Annotated in this window: 13 protein-coding genes; 8 read left to right on the plus strand and 5 right to left on the minus strand. The window is 55.8% G+C overall.

Annotated features, from left to right (window positions below; translation table 11 throughout):
• Positions 1 to 118: 118 nt before the first annotated feature.
• Genes JMJ16_RS21820 through JMJ16_RS21830 form a run of 3 tightly spaced genes read right to left on the minus strand, consistent with a single transcriptional unit; the run spans position 119 to position 4782 of the window.
• Positions 119 to 2587 carry a transglutaminaseTgpA domain-containing protein gene (locus JMJ16_RS21820; protein WP_201384973.1) on the minus strand — a complete coding sequence of 823 codons (2469 nt, stop codon included), beginning with the start codon at positions 2585 to 2587 and terminating at the stop codon, positions 119 to 121.
• A 5-nt stretch (positions 2588 to 2592) separates the two neighbouring features.
• Positions 2593 to 3807, minus strand: coding sequence for a DUF58 domain-containing protein (locus JMJ16_RS21825; protein WP_201369073.1), 1215 nt, complete (start codon positions 3805 to 3807; stop codon positions 2593 to 2595).
• Between the two features lie 3 nt (positions 3808 to 3810).
• Positions 3811 to 4782 carry a MoxR family ATPase gene (locus tag JMJ16_RS21830; protein ID WP_201369074.1) on the minus strand — a complete coding sequence of 324 codons (972 nt, stop codon included), beginning with the start codon at positions 4780 to 4782 and terminating at the stop codon, positions 3811 to 3813.
• Between the two features lie 531 nt (positions 4783 to 5313).
• Between JMJ16_RS21830 and JMJ16_RS21835 the strand changes: the two genes are divergently transcribed.
• From JMJ16_RS21835 to JMJ16_RS21865, 7 genes are all read left to right on the plus strand, one after another.
• Complete coding sequence (locus JMJ16_RS21835; RefSeq protein ID WP_201384975.1) at positions 5314 to 5622, plus strand: acylphosphatase; 309 nt, start codon at positions 5314 to 5316, stop codon at positions 5620 to 5622.
• A 182-nt stretch (positions 5623 to 5804) separates the two neighbouring features.
• On the plus strand, positions 5805 to 6095 hold the full coding sequence (gene gatC, locus JMJ16_RS21840; RefSeq protein WP_201384980.1) for an Asp-tRNA(Asn)/Glu-tRNA(Gln) amidotransferase subunit GatC: 291 nt from the start codon (positions 5805 to 5807) through the stop codon (positions 6093 to 6095).
• 6 nt (positions 6096 to 6101) lie between these two features.
• Complete coding sequence (gatA, locus tag JMJ16_RS21845; RefSeq protein ID WP_201384982.1) at positions 6102 to 7562, plus strand: Asp-tRNA(Asn)/Glu-tRNA(Gln) amidotransferase subunit GatA; 1461 nt, start codon at positions 6102 to 6104, stop codon at positions 7560 to 7562.
• A 142-nt stretch (positions 7563 to 7704) separates the two neighbouring features.
• Positions 7705 to 8664 (plus strand): D-alanyl-D-alanine carboxypeptidase family protein, encoded by a 960-nt coding sequence (locus JMJ16_RS21850; protein ID WP_201384984.1) that lies wholly within the window; start codon positions 7705 to 7707, stop codon positions 8662 to 8664.
• A 128-nt stretch (positions 8665 to 8792) separates the two neighbouring features.
• On the plus strand, positions 8793 to 10055 hold the full coding sequence (locus tag JMJ16_RS21855; RefSeq protein ID WP_201384986.1) for a metallophosphoesterase: 1263 nt from the start codon (positions 8793 to 8795) through the stop codon (positions 10053 to 10055).
• An 84-nt stretch (positions 10056 to 10139) separates the two neighbouring features.
• A complete protein-coding gene (pth, locus tag JMJ16_RS21860) occupies positions 10140 to 10823 on the plus strand; it encodes an aminoacyl-tRNA hydrolase (protein ID WP_201384988.1) in 684 nt (227 codons plus the stop codon).
• A 169-nt stretch (positions 10824 to 10992) separates the two neighbouring features.
• Positions 10993 to 12591, plus strand: a complete 1599-nt coding sequence (locus JMJ16_RS21865) for a S41 family peptidase (protein WP_201384990.1) — start codon at positions 10993 to 10995, stop codon at positions 12589 to 12591.
• A 139-nt stretch (positions 12592 to 12730) separates the two neighbouring features.
• Here the strand turns inward: JMJ16_RS21865 and JMJ16_RS21870 are convergent, their stop codons facing one another.
• The gene (locus JMJ16_RS21870) at positions 12731 to 13450 is read right to left on the minus strand and encodes an SdpI family protein (RefSeq protein ID WP_201384992.1); all 720 of its coding nucleotides are present in this window, start codon (positions 13448 to 13450) and stop codon (positions 12731 to 12733) included.
• A gap of 40 nt (positions 13451 to 13490) precedes the next feature.
• The gene (locus JMJ16_RS21875; RefSeq protein WP_201384994.1) at positions 13491 to 13829 is read right to left on the minus strand and encodes a metalloregulator ArsR/SmtB family transcription factor; all 339 of its coding nucleotides are present in this window, start codon (positions 13827 to 13829) and stop codon (positions 13491 to 13493) included.
• A gap of 570 nt (positions 13830 to 14399) precedes the next feature.
• On the opposite strand from JMJ16_RS21875, the gene mfd reads away from it, so the two are divergent.
• Entirely contained in the window at positions 14400 to 17909 is a 3510-nt protein-coding gene (gene mfd / locus JMJ16_RS21880; RefSeq protein WP_201384996.1) for a transcription-repair coupling factor, read from the plus strand.
• Positions 17910 to 17988 lie beyond the last annotated feature (79 nt).

Here is a 17988-nt window from a genome sequence, read left to right on the forward strand (position 1 = left end):
ATCAAAACCCATGAGAAGATGCAGTCTGCGGGGTATATGAAACCTCTTCTATACAACAGACTGCACCTCATAGTGTATGCAAACAGCTCTACCAGGTCAAGTTAACTTGACCTATGTCTCATAGGTTGTCGTACAGCATCTTGTGTTGCTTGCGACGCTCCCGGGCCTCGCGCCAGAGTACGAGCAGGCGGCGTGGTCCCCAACGCAGGAAGTAGGGATGGCGGGCCAGGTAGAGGAAGAGCCTGGGCTGGAGCTTCTGCCAGAGCCTCCCGATCTCATTGAGGTCGCCATTGTGCTTTGGATGGTCGGGACTTTCGGGCGGCGCCCAGCGCTCGCGGGTATAGATATCGCCCAGGCGATGCAACATCTCGGCCTCGTCGGGAGACGCCTGCGCCAGCTTATCCATGTACTCCGTTGGCGTGTTTGAGGGTTGCAGGCGGATACCAGCCCAGTCGGCAAGCATACAGACACGTCCATAGACCTGACTGGTCACGCTCAAATTGCGGAAGAGCTTACGCCACCAGACGCTAAAGAGGATACAGCCAAAGAGCAGTAGCAGGATCAAGCTTCCCGCGGCCACGCTCACCGAGCGCCCTACATCTGGACCGATGGCAGATGCATTCGTCCCAGAACCATCAAGGGAATCGTTTGCGCCAATTTTGTGGCGTGGATCCTGGTTCTGCGGATTGTTTGGCCCATTGGGGCCACCCGGCAAGTTACCAGTTGATCCTGATCCATTCCCGCTTGTATCCGGCAGAGGGCGGCTAAAGGTCGCGAACGACTGCGAGGGTTCAAAATTGATCCAGCCATAACCGGCGAAGTACACCTGCGTCCAGGCATGGGCATCGACGCCACGGATCACGCGCTGGTGTGTCTTCGTGTCATAGTTGCCATTGGTATATCCCACCACAACACGCGCCGGAATCCCTAGGGAACGCGCCATAACTGCCATAGCCGAGGAGAAGTAGTTACAGAAGCCCCGGTTATTGCTACGGAACAGGAACCATGAGACGCCCTCCTCGCGCGGTGGCTTGTTGATGTTAAGGTCATAGGCATAGTGGGCGCGCAGGTATGTCTCAAGCGCCAACACCTTGTCATACATCGTCTTTTTATCCCTGGTGATATTCTGTGCCAGGATGCCAATCTGGGGGTCGATGTCCTGGGGCAACTGGGTGTACACCCTCACTATATCGGGATCATAGGCATCGGCTGAGGCCTGCCCAGAAGGACTATAGGTGCTCGTCGCGTCCTTTGGTAATGGGATTGTCCGTAGCGAGGCCTCGTCAGCCGAAGAGACATTGGAAGTGACGGTATAGGTATTTCCCCCGGTTATAAAGCCATTCTGGTTGAGCCAGGCCGTCGTCTCGCCGGTTGTACGGCTCTGCATAATACTCGCGGGCAAGTTCGTCGAAACAATCTGGGGCGCGCCAAAGAGGTAGGGATACTGGAGCGCGGGCTGATTGACAACTGTGATGCTCTGCGTCACAGGCTTGATCTTCAGCACTGGCAGAGGATTGGTCTCTTTGGCCTTTAAGCTATGATTGGAGGTGGGGCTGATCGTCCATCCACGATCAGTATAGGTATCAAAGACCGTTGATTGCAGGTACTGCGATCCATCATCGCTTTGGACGGTAAACACAATCTCGTTGTTGAGATTAGGATTGCCACCCAGGGTAAGGGTATCACGAAAACTTCCGCGATTGGCGGCATTCACGCCTCCATTGACGGACATAATACGGTCCCAGGTATTTTGCAACTGCACCCAGGGGTTGGAATCAACCGTCCAGATCTGTGAGACGTTCGGATCGGTATAGCCATAGGGCAATATCCAGGAGAAGATCAGGATACCAATAGAGATCAGGGCGCCAGCCTGCATAATGTCCCAGCCAAGGTCTTCGGAGTAGCGCAACCCCTGGCGATTCCAGCGTTTAATGGACTCGTACAGGTTAAAGCGCAACACCAGGAGCAAGGCCGCCAGCAGAAAGATGACCAGGAAGATAATATAGCCATTCGTCGTATTACTCAGGTTGATCAGGAGGACGACAGCGTTAGCGATAATCATCAGCCAGGGACTGCGGGTCCGGTAGACCAACCACGCGCTAGTGTACGCCAGGACAAAGCCCAGCGTCACAATAAAGAAGAGGAAGATGCTATCATCATTGCCAAAGCCACCATGCAGCACCGTATTAAACCAATCACCCAGGCTACCAGCAAAGGCAGCGAAGCTCCCATTGTGGAAGGCACCTGCGGTCTGCCAGAAGGCCACAAAGAGACCGAAAAGCATTGCGACAACGTGTACTACGATACTAGGGAAACGATATTGCTTGGAGGCCAGCACGCCCGCGACCAGGCCAAGCAAGGTTGTCAGGGTAAGCACATTCAGGTTATCAACCCAGCCCACGGCCTGCACGCACCAGATAGTGCTATAGACGACAGCCGCCAGCAGGAAGAGCGAGAGCCACCCCTCCTCCATGCTCAAGTGGAAACTGCCGGACTCGCGCGGTTTCCCTTTCTTTCTTCTGCCACGTCCATCATTGGGTGAGCGGGAGAGCACTCTAAGCATTTGGTTAACCGCAGCATCTTGCATGGTCACTACCTCCGTTGTGCGTAGCGGGCTTCCGGGCCACTTTCCAGAATAGGCTCCAGGGAGTCTTGCCTATGTACACGTAAAACAGGAATGCCAGCGCCTTCCAACAAGGCTAAACTATCTTCGTCAGCAGGTCCCTCCTCGAAGGAGGCCGCGTCCAGGCCAATCACGGCGACCTGCACGCCACGCCGTTGTAACTGCTGAGCACCCGTATGCCAGTCGCGCGCGTTCGAGGGCGTAATGATAATGGCGGCGGTGTTGCGCCCCAGGTGAAATGCATCGAGCGCCAGGGCCTCTTTTAAGTCTGGACCAGAGCCTGAGCGCACGACCGCGAGGAGTTCCAGCACGCGCTCTATCTGTCGGTCTCCACGGTCCATAGACAGCGTCTCACGCTTTTCGCCATTGACGATCAGGCCAAGCGAGAGATCCTGGCGTAGGAGATACACTGAGATGGTCGCGGCAATGGTAACCGCGTATTCTTCGGTTGAGATCTCGTCCTCGCCGGTCTGTACAGCTTCATTCAGATCCAGGAAGATCCAGACATCTACCGCGGGATCTAGATCAAACTCCTTAACCATCAACTTATTGTAGTGCGCGCTTGAGCGCCAGTGGATACGGCTCAGAGCATCGCCCGCGACATACTCGCGAATCGTCGTCGCGTTGGTTGTCGTTTGCAGGGCACGCCGGGAACTCTTCCCACGACCCGGAAGACCACCCGAGAAGAGCGCGAAGCTCGTAATAGGCAGGACACGCGGCAGCACCAGGAGTTCATGCGAGGGCGCCAGGGAGACATGCCTGCGAAAAAGGCCAAAGGGATCGCCACTAATCGCATTCACCGGTCCCAACTGGAAACGCCCTCGTTGCCAACATGATGTACGCACACGCCACATCGCGCGCTTGCGTCCCCCCATGCTGGCGACATAGCCTGCGCGATGTCCGGGTAGATCGGAGCCATCAACAATTTGCACCCAGAGTTTAGGCAAGACGCTCAAATTATCAAGCATCAGGCGCTCCTCAAAGGCTTCACCTACCTGTACGCGTCCACTGGTACTTGAACGGCGGAAGATGAGCTTACGCACACTATAGCGCGCCCACAACCACGAGAGCACAAAAAGCACCAGTAAGACATAGGTTAACACATAGAGATCATGCCAACCGCTGCTAACAGCGAAGAAGGCTAACAACACAATGAGGAGGAGAGCTTGCCAGGGACGTAGCATACACTAGCGCCCCCTTCCACCACCGACCCAGGCATTGGGAACCGGTACACTCTGCAAGATCTCATCGAGTACAACAGAAGAGGTAACTGAACGCACACGAGCCGCCGGAGTCACGATAATGCGATGCGCCAGTGTGGGTTTGGCAAGCAACTTGATATCATCTGGAATAACGTAGCCACGACCGCGCATGGCTGCGAGGGCCTGCGAGGCACGGAAGAGGGCCAGCGAACCACGGGGACTGACGCCCAGGTAGATATTGGGATGGCTACGCGTCGCGCCCGCCAGGCTCACAATATATTCACGAATAGACTGATCAACATGTATAGTTCTTACCTGTTGCTGAATAGTCACCAACTCCTCGGCAGTCATGATCTGTGTCAGGTCATCCAGGGGATGATGGTGCTGGTGAGTATCAAGGATATTGACTTCATCGGCAGGCTGTGGATAGCCCAGTTTGATATTCATCATAAAGCGATCCAGCTGGGCCTCTGGCAAAGGAAAGGTACCTTCATACTCAATAGGGTTCTGCGTCGCCATCACCATAAAGGGTCTGGGGAGTTGGTACGAGACGCCATCCATCGTAACCTGGGTCTCCTCCATCGCCTCCAGCAGAGCGGACTGGGTCTTAGGAGTCGCACGGTTAACCTCATCTGCGAGCACGATCTGAGCCATAATTGGTCCCGGGCGAAACTCAAAGTTCCCCGTTTTCTGATTGTAGATCGAGACACCCGTCACATCACTGGGGAGCAGATCAGGCGTAAACTGAATACGCTTAAATGAACATCCAATAGAACGCGCAATAGCCTTCGTCAGCACCGTTTTTCCCACGCCCGGCACGTCTTCAATCAAAACATGCCCCTGGCAGATGACCGCGATCAGGCTAAACCCTACAGACTCAGCTTTACCAACAATGACACGCTCAACGTTAGCAACCACGCGCTGGACCGCCGTTGCCAGATCCTGTACAGACTGCATATTTTTTACCTCAGTGAGGGACTAAGAGAGGTCAGTATATAGAACAGATTTTACCATGATTCTTACCGCAATGTCCTCTTCTTATACCAATGCCTGAACACAAAAACATGTTTCTAAGCATTTTGAAAGATTTGAAATAAAATTAAACGCGCCAATGCTCCTTGCACTTCTTACCAACTGACCTCTTTTGATCCCAGAATAACGTACAATTGCCATGACTATCTTTTGTACAATTTTGTACTACTTCGTACTACAATATACGGCCTTTGCCTGCTTTTCCTCACACGCACTTACATATGTGTGCCCCCTCGCGCCTGCGGCGCTCGCCCTGGTGTGCAACTGCACACCACTACCCAGGGACAAATTCTTGCACTTATAACTACGTCAATAAAATGCAATTGTTACAAAAACGCTTAGAATCGTGTTAAGGAGTAGGACCTTTTGTTGGGTTTATCACCCGCGCTGCTGAGAAATGAGGCCCGGGCAAAAGCGGGACTATGCGCATAGATAAGAGTATGCTAGAATGAAGCCATGAGCCAGAGCGAAAACAAGCACAGTCCCACGCAGGTAGAAGAACTCTATGCCATCGTACAAGGGTGGGTACAGGGAGTTGGTTTTCGTCAATTTGTCGTGCAGCAAGCCCGCGCCCTGCATCTGCGTGGCTATACACGCAATAAAAGCAACGGCGATGTCGAAGTCGTCGCTCAGGGACCGCGCCTAGCGCTGGAACAATTACTTGAGCACCTGCGCCGGGGGCCTTCCACAGCCGATGTGCGCCATGTCGAGGCTGAGTGGCGCACGCCAGGTGAAGCCATGAGCAACTTCACTATTCGCTGGTAAGTATACAATAGTACATCCAACAAGTTGTAGGGTCCATGCTTGCATAGACTCGCTCCGCCGGGAGACATGCTTGCCCTCAGCGCATAAGTCCATGCAAGCATGGACCCTAAAGATCTCCGTGTCACCTGGCGGGGGCACCAAATAAAACCAACTAGAAAAGTAGCACGAAGAGGATTTGTTTTATGATTGATCGCGAGACAGTAATGAACGTGGCCAACCTCGCCCGGCTAGCGCTCAGCGAGGAAGAGGTTACACTGTTTGGAAGCCAGCTTTCCGCCATTCTTGAGCATATTCAGATTCTCCAGGAAGCCGACGTGAGTGGCGTCTCGCCAACGGCGCACGCCTCACGCCTCACCAATGTTATGCGCCTGGATGCTCCCCAGCCTTCATACTCACCCGAGGAGCTTCTGGCCAACGCCCCCGATCAGGAAGAAAACAGCCTGAAAGTCAACGCGGTGCTGGAGGGAGAATAGTTCGAGATGACAGATCTACATACACTCACCATACACGAGGCAGCCGAGTTGCTTCGGCAGCGCAAGCTCTCATCCGTGGAGCTGACTAAAGCCCACCTGGAGCGCATTCGCGCCGTAGACGACAGAGTCAAAGCCTTCACCCTGGTAACGGATGACCTGGCACTCAAGCAGGCCGAAGAGGCCGATAAGCGCCTCGCCAGCGGCGAGAACCTATCGCCACTCACTGGCATTCCCCTGGCCATTAAAGATGTTATCTGCACCAAGGGTATCACCACCACCTGCGGCTCCCGCATGCTGGAGAACTTCAAGCCGCCATTTGACGCCACGGTTATGGAGAAGCTGAACGCGGCTGGCGCGGTGATGCTGGGCAAGACCAATATGGACGAGTTCGCCATGGGTTCTTCAACCGAGCACTCGGCCTTCTTCCCCACGCATAATCCCTGGGACCTGGATCGCGCCCCCGGTGGCAGTAGCGGTGGCTCGGCGGCAGTCGTTGCCGCGGGTATGGCCATGGGTTCCTATGGCAGCGATACCGGCGGCTCCATTCGCCAGCCAGGCGCGCTCTGCAACATCCTGGGCCTGAAGCCAACCTATGGGCGCGTCTCACGTTATGGCCTCGTGGCCTTCGCCTCCTCCCTTGACCAGATTGGCCCCTTCGCGCGTGACGCACAGGATGCCGCGACACTCTTGCAGGCGGTCGCGGGCCATGACCAGCGCGACTCCACCAGTTCAACCCAGGAGGTTGCCAATTATAGCCAGGCCCTGACAGGAAGTATCAAAGGTATGCGCATCGGTGTGCCAAAGGAATACTGGGTTGAGGGCATGGATTCGGGCGTCGAAAAGGTGGTCCACTCGGCCATTGAGGCCTTGCGCGACCTGGGCGCCGAGATCGTTGATGTCTCACTGCCTCACACGAAGTATGGCCTGGCCGCGTACTACATTGTCGCGCCCGCCGAGGCCAGCGCCAACCTGGCCCGCTATGATGGCGTCAAGTACGGCTACTCCTACCGCGACACCGATGACATGTGGGAAGCGATGGAGAAGACACGCCAGAATGGCTTTGGCGCCGAGGTCAAGCGCCGCATCATGCTGGGCACCTACGCGCTCTCCGCGGGCTACTACGATGCCTACTATAAACAGGCCGAAAAGATTCGCGCCCTGATCAAGCGCGACTTCGATGAAGCCTTCGCCCAGGTCGATGCCCTGGTCAGCCCGGCCAGCCCAACAGTGGCCTTTAAGCTGGGCGAGATCTCAGATCCCTACCAGATGTATCTACAGGACATGTTTACCATTCCCGCGAACCTGGCTGGCATTTGTGGCATCTCCATTCCTGGCGGTTTCAGCGAGAACCTGCCCGTCGGCGTCCAACTGCTGGGCAATACCTTCCAGGAAGCAGCCATTCTGCGCATCGCCGACGCCTTTGAGCGCGTCACCGATCATCATAAGCAGTGGCCCAAGAATCTCTAAAATATGGTCCGACGCTACTAAAGTACGCGTCTACATATAACGTTATATGTAGACGCGTACTTTAGTAGCGTCATACACGCTCCAAATATTAATAAATACCAATATAAAAGCTATTACTATTTCTGTGAAAGAGATTGAGGCCATGAATCGCCGTTTCATCATGGGCGTCATCCTGATTATTATTGCCTGTTGCCTGCTCCTGACATCTTTGACGCTCTACGCCACAAGTATCGCGGGCGTCACTCTGCCTGGCATGAGCACCGTCGAGGTGACGCCGACGCCTGTACCCGAGACACCAACGCCTATCCCTACGCCAAAACCTGAACTCACGGTCCAGGGTCCGCTACCCGTTCTCCAGGCCAAAGTCGCCTATCTTGTTGATATGCAAAATGGGCATGTGCTCTACGACATCCATGGTGAGCAGGCCGCCCCCATGGCCAGTACCACCAAGATCATGACGGCCCTTATCGCGATTCAGACCGGCAACCTGGACCAGGAGATTACCGTCAAACGCGATGCCTATTTACACGTCATTGAGTTAGGCAGCAGTAACGCGGGACTGGTCCCCGGCGAGCAATTTACCCTGCGCGAGCTGCTCTATGGCCTGATGCTTCCCTCGGGCGGCGATGCCGCAATTGCCATCTCTGACGCGCTGGCTGGCTCACCTGAGAACTTCGTCGTACGCATGAATCTCTTCGCGAGCAGGCTGCATCTCTTTCAAACACACTATACCAACGTTGACGGCCTGACCAGCGAGGATACCCACTACTCCTCGGCAGCTGACCTGACCAGGCTCGCACGCTACGCGCTCACTAATCCTATTTTTCGTCAGATCGTTGACACGCCGACCTATACCCTGCCCACAACCAAACAGCATGGACCACATACCTGGACCAATACAAACACCCTTTTAAGTACATACAAAGGCATGCTTGGCGTCAAGACCGGGCATACCGACCTGGCCGGCTACTGCCTGGTCTTCGAGGCCCAGCGCAATGGGCACTCGCTCATAGGCGTCGTGCTCAATAGCCCCGATCAGGCCATTCGCGATCAGGATGTCTCAAAGTTGCTCAATTGGGGGTTTGGCTTGCCCATGAAGTAGAGCGACGCTGCTAAAGCATGCGTCGGACAGATCTCTGCAAGGACTGGCAAGGACCAGGCAAACATGATAGAATAGTTCCACCAACTTCTGCCATATAACGAGCATAGTAAAAAAAAGAGTGTTGTCGAATGCGTTACGCTATTTTTACCGATATCCACGCCAATCTAGAGGCTCTCGAGGCCGTACTCGCCAGAATTGACGAGCTCGCCAAAGAACAGCCCATCGATCAGATCTGGTTTTTGGGCGACCTGGTTGGCTATGGACCAAATCCGAATGAGTGTATCGAGACGCTGCGCAAGCGAACAGATGTGATCATTGCCGGTAACCATGATTGGGCCGCCGTGGGCAAGATCGATCTGGAAGAGTTTAGCGAGGCTGCGCGCATCTCTGCGGAGTGGACGCGCGACCAACTGACCGATGAGCACTTCGAGTTCCTCGCGGAACTCCCTGAGCGTCTACAAATGGGCGCCTGCACGCTGGTTCATGGGAGTCCCTATGGCCCACTGTGGGAGTATCTGACCTCAGAAGTTCTGGCGGAACGCAGTTTCCAACACTTCGACACACGCTACTGTATTGTCGGGCATACGCATGTCCCGATAATCTTCCAGCAGCCTGATACCTATGCGACAACGCCAACCGTTCCCCTCACCGGTGAGCAGGAGGTACAGGCGCTTGTTGACAATATTGCCGCTGAGGCAGAGGTACAGGCGGCGGACTCGCTAACCGAAGAGGATGATGACGACACCGCCGAGATGGTTGCCGTGCGTCCCGCCCAACAGCAAAGCGCGCAGGCAGCACCCTCCGAAGATGTGGCCCATGTCGCGCCCCACCTGGAGCAAGAGTCTGGCCTGCTAGAGTCGGATGAGGAGCAAGCACCGGAGCCAGGAGGCGAGGACATTTCCCTGGAAGACAATGCAGAGGGCGACGAAGAGCAGGAGCGTGACCTGGCAGAGGACGCTCTTGCGGACGAAGAAACGCAGGAGTTGGAGAAAGAGGCAGACGCGTTGGAAGAGACGGACGAAGAGGAGAGTCATGGCGAGCGCGTCACCTCTGAGGCTGATATCCTGAGCGCGGAGGATAGTCTGAATCAGGAGATTGAAGAACTGCTGGCCCTGCTGGGTCTGAGCCAGAGCATGGTCGAGGTCACCAACGACATGATTGTTCCGCCCGAGGGCAACTGGAAGGCCCCGGCTGGCTATCGCGCCATCGTCAATCCCGGCGGCGTCGGTCAGCCTCGTGATGGCGATCCACGCGCAGCCTTTATGATCTACGATACTGAGCGCGGCTTCACATTCTACCGCGTTGACTACGATTTCAAGAAAACGCAGGAGAAGATCGAGAAGGCGGGCCTGCCTCCCTACCTGGCAACACGCCTGGCCTACGGTCGCTAAGATCTTATTCCGAAACCCAACGCCACTAGCGTGTCTAGCGCTTCGTGCTCAGGGTTTTCGGAGAAGAAGTAAGAAAAACATCTTATGAAACTACTTGTTGGCCTGGGCAACCCTGGCGCCCAGTACGAGCGGACCCGGCATAATGTGGGCTTCCGCGTCATAGACGCATTGGCGGAGAAGCTGGGCGTGCGCTGGGAGCGTCGTGGGCGGGCGATGATTGCCAACTCCACCCTCGAGCACGAGAAAGTTGTCCTGGTAAAACCCATTACCTTTATGAACAATAGTGGCGAGGCTGTAGGCGAGCTACAGCGCTGGTTTAAGCTTGAACCCGAGGATATCCTGGTGGTCTATGATGAGCTCGACCTGCCCGTGGGACAACTCAGAGTACGCGCCAGAGGCAGCGCCGGTGGGCATAATGGCATGAAGAGCCTGATCCAACACCTGCATACCGACCAGTTTCCTCGCCTGCGCGTCGGCATCGGGCGCCCCGCCAACCACCGTCCAGACACCATCAACTATGTGCTGGGCATCCCTCCCAAGGATGAGTATATTACCCTGCTTCAGGCAGAGGATAAGGCCCTGGAAGCCTTCTCGCTCATCCTACGCGAAGGGCTTGATCAGGCCATGAATACCCTCAATGTCGATCCCGAGGCCCAGCGCAAGGCAGAAGAGAAGCGCCGCCTCAAGCAAGAGCGCGAAGCCGCCCGCCAGCAGCAAGCCACAATCGGTGAGAAGCAGACAGAAGACTCCTCCAGCCCCAGAGCTTAACATTCGCTCCTGGAACTTCGCCTTTTTTGGCTTGACCCTCGCCGCAGGCGCCAACTTCCCTCAATGGCGGGTAGGAGGTGTAGTAGACTATAGTACCTCAAAGCGAGAAGTATAGGTAAAGTGGCTTCTCGCTTTGAGGTACCATGGGGAGAGAGGAGAGAATGGTAACATGCAGCGCATTTCCCGGCAAGCGCTTCAGGAAGATCTCTACCAACTTACGCGTCTCTTGAGCGAGTCCCATCCTGATCCCTATACTGCAGGCGGAGGTTCCCTCGCCTTTCACCGTCGTGTTGACACGCTCCTGAACAATATCCCAGCAGATGGACTGACTCAGACCCAGTTTCTCTGCCACATACGCCCGCTCGTCGCCTCGCTGGGGGATGGACATACATACCTGTTTACGCCAGAGGAGGAGCGCGAGGCCAGGACGCGCCGTCGCCCCTGGCTGACCTGGTCGATAATCGAGCAGGATCTCTACCTCGCCCGCGTCTACCAGCCTGAGCAGGAGGTATTACTGGGAGCGCGCCTACTCGCCCTGAACAGCCTACCACTACCAACCCTCCTCACACGTATGGGCAAGATCCAGGGCTACGATAACATCTACCAGAACCTCGTTCACCTGTCCCTGGCCCTAAAAGACCCTTTGCTCCTCAGCACCCTCCTGCACCAGGACGAGCCCCCCAACACCATCGAGGTGACACTCACGCTGCGCAATGGCGATCAACAAACTATCCAGATTCCGCTTCTTGAGGAGCGCCCCGGTATTCCCCTGGAACCAGATAGCGCCTTTATCCTGCCCCCACTCAATTCAGCACGCATGTGCCGCGCCTTCCTCGATGCCGGACACCAGGTAGCATATATGCGAGCCGACTCACTCCTGCGCTATCGCGAGAGCTTTGAGCAATTCCACGCCCTGGGTGACATCGGGCACATGGAACAACTGCTTGAGGAGGTGCAACGTTACCTGCCCCTTGACACAAACCTGCCTGAGAAGTTGGAAGAACGCATCGCCCTTGTCCCGGCGGCAACGGACCTGCTTCGCGACCTCTTCTCCGCAATGCGCCTGGCACATACCTCGGTACTCATCATTGATCTACGCTTCTGCCCTGGCGGCAACTCGTTCTTTGCCACCATTCTGAGCTATTTCCTTTACGGCATCGATGCTATGCTCGCGAGCACCTGGAACGAAGGCTATCACATCAAACGCTACTCAACGCTTTACTTCGAAAACTATATCAAAGACACACCAGAAGAACACAGTGAAGCGTTGCGCAATGGTGGCTATGACTACACCGACGAAGCAAGCTGGTTGCAGCGTCAGGAGAGCGGCTTTACGCCACGCGTACGCCTGCAAGCTCTGGCGGATCTGCGCCAGAGGGTTAAGGCATCCCCAACCTTCGCCAGCGAGTTTCAGAAGCGCGCCTACGAGGCCTCATGGGCACCAAAAGTCTACGTGCTCATCTCAGCGCAAACATACAGCGCGGGCTTTGATACGGCGGTGACCCTCCAACGCCATGGCGCGTGCGTCATAGGCACCCCTTCGGCTCAGTCTGGCAACTGCTTCATTGATGCGCTCAGCTTCACCCTACAGTATTCGCGCCTCAAGGGACATATAGCCTTCAAACGCCGGATCCTCTTCCCCAACAATGAAGAGCAAGGCAACATACTCAAAGCAGACCATGAACTCACCTATGACTATCTCGCCACGCACAGCTATGATCCCCACGCAACCATTCGGCTAGCTCTGGACCTGGCTGGCCTGGCCTGAAGATTGGGAAGTGCTTGTACACGGCACACCTATCCTCACTCACGTCATAGAGGATAAAAGGATGTATGGTCCTGGTTGCCTCTAGCAACCAGGACCATACATCCTTTTACCAGGCGAGCCACATCGTGGCGAGAAGTCTTTAGAAAGGATCGCTATGCTGCGAATCATGGGCCGTCACACGCTGATACACAATATAGGAGTAGACATAAGAGATCACCGCCACCCCAATAGCCGGCACAATAATCCCCACGAAGCGCAACTGGGGAACAAAGCTAGCGATCAGGCCAAAGAGGCCACCAACGACAAAGAGCCAGCCCCCCAGGCGATGTGTTCTTTCCCATGTCGTGTCGTTTGTCAACGTCCATGGTGTGCGGATGCCAGCCCAGAAGTTGCGGCGCAGCTTGCCCATATAATTACCAAGCACGATAAAGAAGAGCGAGACCACAAAGCAGATCACAAAGGGCAGGTCCAGCTTCACCCCGAGCGAGATGGCCACGACCGTCAGTTGCAGGACCAGCATCAACAACATGACACCAGATAGGGTGATATCGATAAAAAAGCGATTGCTACTCTCGCCATCTCTAGTCAGGCGCGGACCCACCTTGACGAGGCCGCGCAGGACCACCAGTAGCATAAAGCTAATAAGCGGAAAGAGGCCAATAGCAATCAGTTTTGGCGCGTAAGAATTGACCTGCCCCGCGACATTCCAGTGTGAGGGGACCTGGTCGGGAAGAAAGGGATAGGTCACGATAGCGATTATGAGCTGTAGAGCCAGAATGGTTGTCATCAGGACCACTGGCATCGTCCAGGTTTTCGGTTGTGGCGCGATCTTCTCGCGCTCGTTATCAGAAGCGCTCATGGTTCTCTCCTCTATGCTTCATCGCGTATTACATGGATACTTAATCATGCTCAGCACGAGCCTCCGGCTCTAATTCGTCGGAGGGCTCTTCACCTGACAGTATTTCGTCTTTCTCCTCATCCATTCCCCCCAACCAATCCATGATCTCAGCCATCAGGTCTTGAAAGACAGTTGTGTTTAGCGAATAGACTTGAAACTGACCGCGCCGCTCGACGCGCACCAGGTCAGCCAGTTTCAGCACCATCAAATGATGCGAGAGCGCGTTGGGCTTCGCCCCTGTATGCTCCGCTAGTTCGCCCGCGGTGCGCTCTCCTCCCCGCAAGTATTTAAGAATACGCCGCCTGGTCGGATCGGCGATTGCCTTATAGGCCTCTTGCATATGTCCCCCTCTGTCTCTACTCATCTCCACACCTAATTTTTATTCCTGGGCCGCCGACAGGTCTGGTGTGGCGCCTGTGGATGTTTCTCCGGCCAACACCGGTCACAAGATATATTTCGCTTTAATATTCCAATGATTCAGTACTTCAATGACTATTGAAATAGTAACCGAGAAAAACCCCACTGTCAAGAGGGAGAGACAGCATTTTCACTTTCTGTCTCAAAGGGTGTATGCGTGGAAAAGACATTGCCATGACCTCTATCAATATAGCTCAAAACACAACAAAAAGGTCCATTACTATGCATTGGGGCATTGCGAAAATGTGTCTTGTACGCTATGATAGCGACTAGTAGAGAAGAAGCTGTCGACACGACCCCTACCCCCACGTGGTTGTAGGGGCATTTCCCATTATCTATAACTTGACATGCTAAATTTTCTTTTGATATACTCCTCGTGCGGATGTAGATTGGAAGCGATGCGTGGCTATCTGGCCTGCAAAATGTCTCTCGATCCGTTTGAGGATCTTGCAAGGCATGGCATGATACGACACCGCATTAGCTGGAGGGTGATGTGACTTTACAGGGATTACTTTCAGTACTGGCTCAGCGACCCGAGTTTCGCCGTCTTCTGGAGCAGATTCGCCAGCCCGAAGGCGTTCCCCTGCTCACTGGTATTACGGAGGCTGCGCGCCCATATGTTATCGCGACCCTCTCCGTCTCGCTCAAGCAGCCCTTGCTGATCGTCGTACAGGACGAGAATCAGGCTACGCAGCTGGCGGAAACACTCAAACAATTTCTTACCAATCCTAGCGATGTCTTCTGCCTGCCAGACCGGGATGCCATGCCCTTCGAGCGCCTCATAGGCGACGCCGAAACCACGCAACACCGCCTGCAAACCTTTATAGCTCTGGTCGAGCGTGAGCGTACCCCAATTGTTGTCTGCTCGGCACGGGCCCTGACTCAGCCAGTCATTCCGCCACAGGAGCTTGCCACCGCCCTCTTTCAGTTGCGTGAGGGACAGGAGACCGACCTGACCTCGATGCTTGAACAGCTCTATGACCTGGGGTATGAGCCGGTCGCCGAGGTTGAGCAACCGGGGCAATTCAGCCATCGCGGCGGTATTATCGACCTCTTTCCGCCAACGCTGCCACGCCCGGTACGCATCGAATTTTTCGGCGATGAGATTGAGTCTATTCGTACCTTTGACCAGGCCACACAGCGCTCCCTGAACCCGATTCAGGACTGTGTAGTGGGGCCTGCCCGCGAGGCGCTACCGGTACGTGGTCCTCAGGCCGCGCAGGAGCTTGCCACGCTTGACAGCAAAATCCTGCATCGTGACGCCGAGGAGCGCTGGAACAATGACCTCGACGTACTCAAGCAGCGGCGCTCCTTCGACGACATCGCCTTCTATCTTCCCTACCTGCATCAGCCAGCTACTGTGCTGGATTACCTGCCACGTACAGGCCTGCTCATTCTGGATAACCCTGGTCTCATTCAAAATCGTATTCTGGAGCTCGACGCCCAGGTCCAGGAGATCAAAGAGCGCCTGGAGCGTGAGCGCGAGAATCCGGCCCATCTGAAAGAGGCACATATAGCCTGGCCGCTGCTAGAGCTTGCGCTCCAGCAGCGGCGCCAGGTACGCTTCGCAGATATCCTCTCCGCCGCCGAGGGCGAGTTTGAGATGCGCCAGCATGGTGGCTCAGAACACCTGATGCCCCCCTTCAGCAGCGCCAACTCTTATGGTGGACGCCTGCGCGCCTTCGTCCTGGACTGCCACAAGGCCATGGAGAACCGGGACCGCATCGTCATCGTCACGGCGCAGGCGCGGCGTATGGCCGAGGTGCTCAGTGACGAGAGTATTCTTCAGGACAAGGCCATTCACGTTAGCCCTGGCACCAATATTAACCAGTTGCCTGAAGCGGGCACGCTCACCCTCATCCAGGGCCAGATGAGCGAGGGCTGGCAGTGTCGCTCGCTCGCGCTCTATATCTACACCGATACCGAGATCTTTGGCTGGTCCAAGCGACGTAGCCAGCAACGGCGCAAGCCCGTCACCCCCGCCTCATTCCTGGCGGAAGTCAACCCTGGCGACTATGTCGTACACCAGGAACATGGCATCGGGCGCTTCGAGGGCCTGACAAAAATGAACCTGGCCGGTGTGGAGCGCGAATACTTGCTTATTCACTACGCCGGAACCGATAAGCTCTATATACCAACCGACCAGCTTGACCGCGTCACACGCTTTATCGGCATGGGCGATTCCGTCCCCGCGCTAAGTAAGCTGGGTACGACCGAGTGGACGCGGGCCAAGTCGCGCGTGAAGGAGAGCGTACAGGACGTTGCCAGAGAGTTGCTCAAGCTCTATAGCGCGCGCGAAGCGGCCCCTGGACACGCCTTTTCCCCTGACTCCGAGCAGCCCTGGTTGCAGGAACTGGAGGATGCATTTCCCTACGAGGAGACGCCCGACCAGGCCCGCGCCATCGAAGAGGTCAAGGCGGACATGGAACGTCCCAAGGCCATGGATCGCCTCGTCTGCGGCGACGTTGGCTACGGCAAGACCGAGGTCGCTCTGCGTGCCGCCTTCAAATCCGTCCTGGACCAGCGCCAGGTCGCCGTGCTCGTGCCCACCACCGTCCTGGCCCTGCAACACTATAACACCTTTAAAGAGCGCCTCAAGGCCTATCCTGTACGCGTCGAGCTACTCAGCCGCTTCCGCTCGGAGAAGGAGCAGAAGCAGGTACTGGAAGACCTGGCGATGGGCAAGGTCGATATCATCATCGGCACACATCGCCTACTCCAAAAGGACGTGGTCTTCTTCCACCTGGGCCTGCTCATCGTCGACGAAGAGCAGCGCTTCGGCGTCATGCATAAAGAGCGCCTGAAACAACTACGCAACGAGGTCGACGTACTCACCATGACCGCGACCCCCATTCCGCGTACCCTGCACATGTCCCTGGTCAACCTGCGCGACATGAGCGTCATCGAGACGCCACCGCAGGAGCGCCTCCCTATCCGCACCACCATCCGCGAATATGATGATGAGTTGGTACGCGAGGCCATTCTACGCGAGATAGACCGGGGAGGGCAGATATTCTTCGTGCATAACCGCGTGCAGGGTATTCAGATGATCGCACAGAAGCTCCAGAAACTGGTCCCCGAGGCGCGTATCACCGTTGGTCATGGTCAGATGAACGAAGACATGCTGGAGAAGGTCATGCTCAGCTTTACTAATGGCGAGTATGATGTCCTCATCTCGACGACCATTATCGAAAACGGCCTGGACATTCCAAACGCCAACACTATCATCGTCAACAACGCCGCCTATTTCGGCCTCTCGCAGCTCTACCAGCTTCGCGGGCGCGTGGGGCGCGGCACACACCAGGCATACGCCTACTTCTTCTACGGCAAGAACGCGCGCCTGACGCCTATTCAGGAGAAACGCCTGCGCGCCATCTTTGAGGCCACCGAGCTGGGAGCAGGCTTCAGAATCGCCATGAAAGACCTGGAGATTCGTGGCGCGGGTAACCTGCTGGGCGGCGAGCAGTCCGGCTTTATGAACACCATTGGCTTCGACCTGTACTGCAAACTGCTGGCAGAAGCCATTCAGGAGATACAGGGCAAGCCAGTCGAGGTCGCGGGCATCGCCACCAGCGTCGATCTCCCCCTGGACTCCTACCTGCCCGACGACTTCATTGGTGACCGCACACTCAAGGTCAACTTCTACCAGCGCCTGGCCAACCTGAGCCAGCCCGAGCAGGTCGAGGCCATGGAGGCAGAGCTAACTGATCGCTTCGGTCCCCTGCCTGCCCCGGTCCAGAACCTTCTCTCCCTGGTACGGCTGAAGGTGCAGGCTGCTCAGCTTGGCTATGAGTCGATTGCCCTCAAGGATAACGCCTTTATCTTGAGCGTCAAGCGCAATATCATTCCCAACCGCATCAACCTGTATAAGCGCTTCCGCAATGATGCCCAGGTGCAACAGGGCGTGGTCCGTATCCCGCGTCGCCTCCTCGGCCCCGACTGGATGGAGAAGCTACAGGAACTGCTGCCCTCAATTACCGCGGCGGTAACCCATAGCGCATAAAAGGGTAATAATGGAGCATGATGAAGCGCGCCCTGGTAGCCACAGGCTACCAGGGCGCGCTTCATCATGCTCCATTAAT

This window comes from Ktedonobacter sp. SOSP1-52 (assembly GCF_016587395.1).